Origin of the sequence: Mycobacterium sp., assembly GCF_035506235.1 — a bacterium.
Lineage (GTDB): Bacteria > Actinomycetota > Actinomycetes > Mycobacteriales > Mycobacteriaceae > Mycobacterium.
Window position 1 is genome coordinate 1 of record NZ_DATJPU010000153.1, and the last position, 5,565, is coordinate 5,565.

Annotated in this window: 8 protein-coding genes; 6 read left to right on the forward strand and 2 right to left on the reverse strand. The window is 67.6% G+C overall.

The window, feature by feature from the left end:
• The 5 genes from VMD50_RS14260 to VMD50_RS14280 all read left to right on the forward strand — a co-directional run.
• The coding region (locus tag VMD50_RS14260) for a hypothetical protein (protein ID WP_325428396.1) at positions 1–98 on the forward strand (98 nt) is incomplete at its 5' end.
• Positions 99–770: 672 nt separating this feature from the next.
• On the forward strand, positions 771–1,286 hold the full coding sequence (locus VMD50_RS14265; protein ID WP_325428397.1) for a PE family protein: 516 nt from the start codon (positions 771–773) through the stop codon (positions 1,284–1,286).
• Positions 1,287–1,322: 36 nt separating this feature from the next.
• Positions 1,323–1,595 (forward strand): tyrosine-type recombinase/integrase, encoded by a 273-nt coding sequence (locus VMD50_RS14270; RefSeq protein WP_325428398.1) that lies wholly within the window; start codon positions 1,323–1,325, stop codon positions 1,593–1,595.
• Positions 1,595–1,798, forward strand: a complete 204-nt coding sequence (gene bsaP, locus VMD50_RS14275; protein ID WP_325428392.1) for a biotin synthase auxiliary protein BsaP — start codon at positions 1,595–1,597, stop codon at positions 1,796–1,798. Before VMD50_RS14270 ends, bsaP begins: the two co-directional genes overlap by 1 nt.
• Positions 1,795–2,445: a DUF2567 domain-containing protein gene (locus VMD50_RS14280; protein WP_414686069.1), complete on the forward strand. Its 651-nt coding sequence runs from the start codon at positions 1,795–1,797 to the stop codon at positions 2,443–2,445. Before bsaP ends, VMD50_RS14280 begins: the two co-directional genes overlap by 4 nt.
• Here VMD50_RS14280 and VMD50_RS14285 read toward each other — a convergent pair.
• Together VMD50_RS14285 and VMD50_RS14290 are read right to left on the reverse strand one after the other, a co-directional pair.
• Complete coding sequence (locus tag VMD50_RS14285; RefSeq protein WP_325428393.1) at positions 2,440–3,780, reverse strand: lipase family protein; 1,341 nt, start codon at positions 3,778–3,780, stop codon at positions 2,440–2,442. The genes VMD50_RS14280 and VMD50_RS14285 overlap by 6 nt on opposite strands.
• Positions 3,781–3,935: 155 nt before the next feature.
• Positions 3,936–4,646, reverse strand: a complete 711-nt coding sequence (locus tag VMD50_RS14290; protein WP_325428394.1) for an NUDIX hydrolase — start codon at positions 4,644–4,646, stop codon at positions 3,936–3,938.
• Positions 4,647–4,693: 47 nt separating this feature from the next.
• Between VMD50_RS14290 and nadA the strand changes: the two genes are divergently transcribed.
• The coding region (nadA, locus tag VMD50_RS14295; RefSeq protein ID WP_325428395.1) for a quinolinate synthase NadA at positions 4,694–5,565 on the forward strand (872 nt) is incomplete at its 3' end.

Consider the following 5,565-nt stretch of genomic DNA (forward strand, 5'->3'; position numbering starts at 1 on the left):
GCAACTACCTGACCACGCTCGGCCGCCCCGCCGAGGCGGACCTGGAACTCCTCGACGACCTGCAGATGCCGATCAAGGCGTTGAACGCCAGCCTGTAAGACACTGGGAACCGTGGCCGAGAAGGTGGGCGCTCCGGTGAGCCGCCGGCGTCTACAACGTCTACACCCTCCTGGGCGTTTGTTCGTGTTAGCTGTTGTTGGTTGCGGCAGAAACCCGTAGGTCAGGACTGTTGGCTCTGACGGCTGTCGAAACCTCTGGTGGAACTGCTGCGGACGGACTGCGGACTGGGCGGAACCGCGTACGCCCGTCATTGCGGACGTCCGGTTCAAGCGGCCTTCGGCCCACCATGGGGCATGGCATGGCACATGGGGCGCAGAGGTCCGGCCCTCTACCCACCTACAGGGGAAACTGGCGTGCCCACGTTCGATTCCGATGCCGCCCATGAGGCCGCCCAAGAGCGGTCCGACGAGATCGCCAAGGAGGCCCCGCCGACGAGGCATACCGCGAAACCCACGACGAGGCCGACCGCAAGGCCTACGCCGAGGCCCTACCTACACGAGGTCAATAGACCAACCGATGAGTGAGGTATCGGGCGGCTGGGTGGTTGGGGCAACCGGCCCCGCAACTCTACGGACCGACCGACCACCGAAAGAGGAAAAATTGATACCGCGCCGATTGCCCGGAAGGTAAAATCAACGTCGCTAGTCGGTGGGGGCTTTGCCACGAGGTCGATGACGACCAGGTGGGAGGACCGGAATATGTCATGCGTGATGGCGGCGCCGGACATGATGGCGGCGGCGGCAACAGATGTGGCGGCTGTTGGTTCGACGCTCAGCGCGGCCCACCTCGCGGCGGTGATCCCGACCGTAGCGGTGATACCCGCGGCTGCCGATGAGGTGTCGGCGAGCATTGCGCACCTGTTCTCTCGACACGCCCAGGATTTTCAGGGGCTGGCCGGGCAGGCGGCGGCGTTTCATGAGCACTATGTGCAGCACTTGAATGCGAGCGCGCGCTCGTATGCGACCGCTGAGGGCGCCAACGTCGCGTCGTTGCAGCCTTTGAATGCGAGTTCGGGCGCGTCCGCCAGCGCTATCTCTTCCCTCACCGGGCTCGTCGCTCAAACAGCGTTAAATAACCCGTACCTGGCTTTCGCATTCGGTGTAGCCTATTTGTCAGCTTTTTTGTCACTGGAATTACTACTTGCAGCATGGAATTTTTTCGTCTTTTTAATAAACTCGGGGGTTCCGCTCGAAGTGTTTGGCGTGGTGATCTTCCCTGGCTTTTAATCGCAATTAAATGTCGCCCTGCCGCTGCGGTGGGGACTGCCGGACCGGTTCTGCTTCCACGACTTGAGGCATTACCTGGCCTCCTTGCTGATCGCTACGGGCGCAGATATCACGACGGTGCAGGTGCGGATGCGCCATGCCGCCGCGCCGACGACACTGGACGTCTATGGTCACTTGTGGCCGGACGCTGACGAGTCCACCAGGGCGGCCCTCGGTGCGGCAATCGCGACGCGGCGAGAAAGTCCTGCGGACGCGCTACGGACGATCCGGTCCGAGGTCTCGGTAACAGCAGGTCAGGGGGTTAGCTGATGGCCGATCCGGTCTACAACGTCTACACCGGGGAACTGGGGGGCACCGCCATGCCGACGGCCGCCCAGTTGGGCCTCGAGCCGCCCCGGTTCTGCGCGGAGTGCGGGCGCCGGATGGTGGTCCAGGTTCGTCCCGACGGCTGGCGGGCGGAGTGCTCGCGGCACGGCCGGGTCGACTCGGCGGACTTGGAGGCGCGGCGGTGACCGGACAGGCCGGGCCCGAGACGTTCGCACTCACGGGCGTTACCCGGGCGGCGCGGACGCGCGCGATCGTCGCCACGGCGCTGGGACTGACCGCGACCGGCGCGGTGATCGGTGGGCTGTGGGCGTGGGTCGCCCCGCCGATCCACGCGGTGGTGGCGATCACCCGCGCGGGCGAGCGGGTGCACGACTACCTGGGCACCGAATCCCAGCACTTCTTCGACGCGCCGTGCCTGATGCTGGGCCTGCTGACGGTGCTGGCGGTGGTGGGAACGGTGCTGGTGTGGCAGTGGCGCCGGCATCGTGGCCCGGCGATGGTCCTCGGGCTGTCGCTGGGCATGGTGGCCGCTGCCGCCGTCGCCGCCGCGACGGGCGTGTTGCTGGTTCGGCTGGGCTACGGCGCGCTGAACTTCGACGCGGTCCCGCTGTCCGGCAGCCCGTCGGTGGCCTACGTCACCCAGGCGCCGCCGGTGTTCTTCGCACAAACGCCGCTGCAGGTCGCGGTGACCCTGGTGTGGGCCGCCGGCGTCGCCGCCCTGGTGTACGCCCTGCTCGCCGCCGCCGACGCCCGCGACGACCTGGGGGGACTGCCGGTGGCCGATCGGCCCTCGGATGCGCTGCCCATGGAGCCGGAAGCATCCATGTCATAGCGGTCGGCGGTGAACCTTCCTGCCGAAGATGACCTTGGCCACGATCCTGGCCAGCCGCGCCATCCCGACGTAGGTCATCGGATGGAACATCGTCGGCCAGGTGGTCCTGATGAGGTGCTCCGTCAGCGGTCGGCCGGCGAACCTGTCGGTGAGCCAGCGCAGCGTCATCGGCGCCGACAGCGGGTGCAGCAGCATGTGCTCGTTGAACGCGTCCCGGTGGTAGGTGACCCGGGCGCCGCCGGCCGAATAGGCGTCGGCGAGCGCGTCGATGTCGTTGACGTCGATCAGGTAGTCGTGGACGGCCTGCACGATCAACACCGGCGGGGTCGGCACGGCGGCGCCCAGCTTGATGTTGTCGAAGACGTACGTGACCTCGGGCGTCGACAGGATGTCCTCGAGGGGTTCGTCGAGGTAGTCGCCCATGTCCTTGCCGGCCATCTTCAGGACCGCTTCCAGGGTCGTCATCTTCTCCAGCGAGTCGAGCAGGGCGCGTCCCTCTTCGTTGGCGTGTTCCTTGATCACCCGGTCGAGGTCGGGGTAGACGTGCACCAGGGCGGCCACCACCAATGCCGGCAGACCGGCGAGGAAGCCGCCGTTGAGCCTGCGGAAGGTGTGGGCGAGATCGCTGACGGGCGAGCCCAGTACCGCCCCGACGATGTCGAGTTCGGGCGCGTACTCACCGCACATTTCGGCGGCCCACGCGCTGGCCAGCCCGCCGCCGGAGTAGCCCCAGAGCCCGATCGGCGCCGCCGGAGACAAACCGAGTCGTTCTGAGCTCAAAGCGGCCCGGATGCCGTCCAGGACGCGGTAGCCGGGCTCGTACGGCGCGCCCCACAGCCCCTTCAGGCCTTCGTGGTCGGGCACCGAGACCGCCCAACCCTCGGCGACGGCGGCGGAGATCAGCAAGAACTCGAGCTGGCCTACCGACCCGATGGCCTTCGCCCTGCGCCGCAGCGCATAGGACGGAAAACAGCGGGATGACAGGGCGTCGATCGCGCACTGGTACGACAGCAGGGGGCACGGACGCTCCGGGGAAAGCTCGGCCGGGACGATCATCGTGGTCGCCGCCGCCTCGGGTTCGCCGTTCATGTCCATCGTGCGGTAGAGCAGCTGGACCGCTTTGACGGGCTGCGGAATCAGGCCCAGAAACGCCAGCTCGACGTCGCGCGAGCGCAGCACCGTCCCGGGCGCGGCGTGCTGGTAGCCGGGCGGCGGCTGGTAGAACGGGTCGTCCGAGGGCAGCAGCGGGCGCACCTTGCGCTGAAGTTCCTCGTGCCGCGGCCGGGCGAGCCACTGCGCGCCCTGCGTTCCTGCCAGATTGCCGAGCTCAACCATTCGCTGATCCCTTCTTGGCCACCCGGCATTGTCGCGCATGAACGGGGGATGGCCACATGTAATCGCCGCATTGTGAGCCAGTTCTCGTCGGTCTCTGCAGCTCACGGGCGAAGGCATTCCCGCTCACTCTACCGGCGTGTCGAGGGCAAAGCCGCTCAAAGCGGGCCCGGCGGCCGGAACGCGGCGAATTCGTCGGTGACCCGCAGCCGCGAGTCGGTGAAGTGGTAGAGCGCGGCCGGCCGCCCGCCGCTGCGGCCGGACTGCGCGATGGTGCCGGTCTGGCCGATGACGCCGCGGCGGTCCAGCACCCGTTGCAGGTTGGTCGCGTCTACCTGGTAGCCCAGCGCGGCGCCGTAGATGTCGCGCAGCGTGGAAAGCGCGAATTCCCTTGGCGCCAAGGCGAACCCGATGTTGGTATACGACATCTTGGCGACCAGCCTGGCCCGGGCGTGCTCCACCATCGGGCCGTGGTCGAACGCCATCGGCGGCAGGGCGTTCACCGGGTGCCAGCGGGTGTCCGGCGGCAACTCGGGGATGGCGGGGGAGGGCACCAGGCCCAGGAAGGTCGATGCGATCACCCGGGCGCCGGGCACCCGGTGTGGGTCGGAAAACACAGCGAGCTGCTCGAGGTGAGCCAGCTCACGTAGGTCGACCTTCTCGGCCAGTTGGCGGCGAACGGAAGTGGTCATGTCCTCGTCGCTGCGCAGCCGGCCGCCCGGCAGCGACCAGGCGCCCTCCTGCGGATCCTTGGCGCGTTGCCATAACAGCACGTTCAGCTGCGGTTTCTCTCTGCGCGGGGCGGCCGTTACCTGGCGAACCTGGAACACTACCGCCAGCACCTCGTGTTCAGTGCTAGTATGGCCCATGTTTTCGATTGTAAGTCGAAAACCTCCCGGCGCGAAAGGAGCCGCCAATGACGGTCTTGACTCGCATGGACACGCTCGATGAAAACGGGGCCGACCTGGCTGACCGCATCACCGACACGCCCACCGGATACGCCGGCCTCGAGGGCGACGGGCAGTGGGCGGCAAAGGTTCGGCGGCTGGCGAAGCTGCGCGGCGCCACCTTGCTCGCGCACAACTACCAGCTGCCCGCCATCCAGGATGTCGCCGACCACGTGGGCGACTCGCTGGCGCTGTCGCGGATCGCCGCCGACGCGCCCGAGGACACCATCGTGTTCTGCGGTGTGCACTTCATGGCCGAGACCGCCAAGATCCTCAGCCCCGGCAAGACCGTGCTCATTCCCGATCAACGGGCCGGCTGCTCGCTGGCCGATTCCATCACCGCTGATGAACTGCGCGCCTGGAAGGACGAGCACCCCGGCGCCGTCGTCGTCTCCTACGTCAACACCACGGCCGCCGTGAAGGCGCTTACCGACATCTGCTGCACCTCGTCCAACGCGGTCGACGTGGTCGAGTCCATCGACCCCGAGCGCGAGGTGCTGTTCTGCCCGGATCAATTCCTCGGCGCCCACGTGCGCCGGGTGACGGGCCGGGCGAACCTGCACGTATGGGCCGGCGAATGCCACGTGCACGCCGGCATCAACGGCGACGAGCTTTCCGGCCAGGCGCGGGCCAATCCCGATGCCGAACTGTACGTCCATCCCGAATGTGGTTGCGCCACTTCGGCGTTGTACCTCGCCGGCGAGGGCGCCTTCCCCGCGGACCGGGTGAAGATCTTGTCCACCGGTGGCATGCTCGACGCCGCCCACCAGACCCGCGCCCGCAAGGTGCTGGTCGCCACCGAGGTCGGCATGCTGCACCAGTTGCGCAGGGCCGCACCGCA

Bases quoted from the DNA above. Each gene is read 5' to 3' on its own strand.
- VMD50_RS14265 (WP_325428397.1), top strand. From the start codon at position 771: ATGGCGGCGCCGGACATGATGGCGGCGGCGGCAACAGATGTGGCGGCT.
- bsaP (WP_325428392.1), top strand. From the start codon at position 1,595: ATGGCCGATCCGGTCTACAACGTCTACACCGGGGAACTGGGGGGCACC.
- VMD50_RS14285 (WP_325428393.1), bottom strand. From the start codon at position 3,780: ATGGTTGAGCTCGGCAATCTGGCAGGAACGCAGGGCGCGCAGTGGCTC.
- VMD50_RS14290 (WP_325428394.1), bottom strand. From the start codon at position 4,646: ATGGGCCATACTAGCACTGAACACGAGGTGCTGGCGGTAGTGTTCCAG.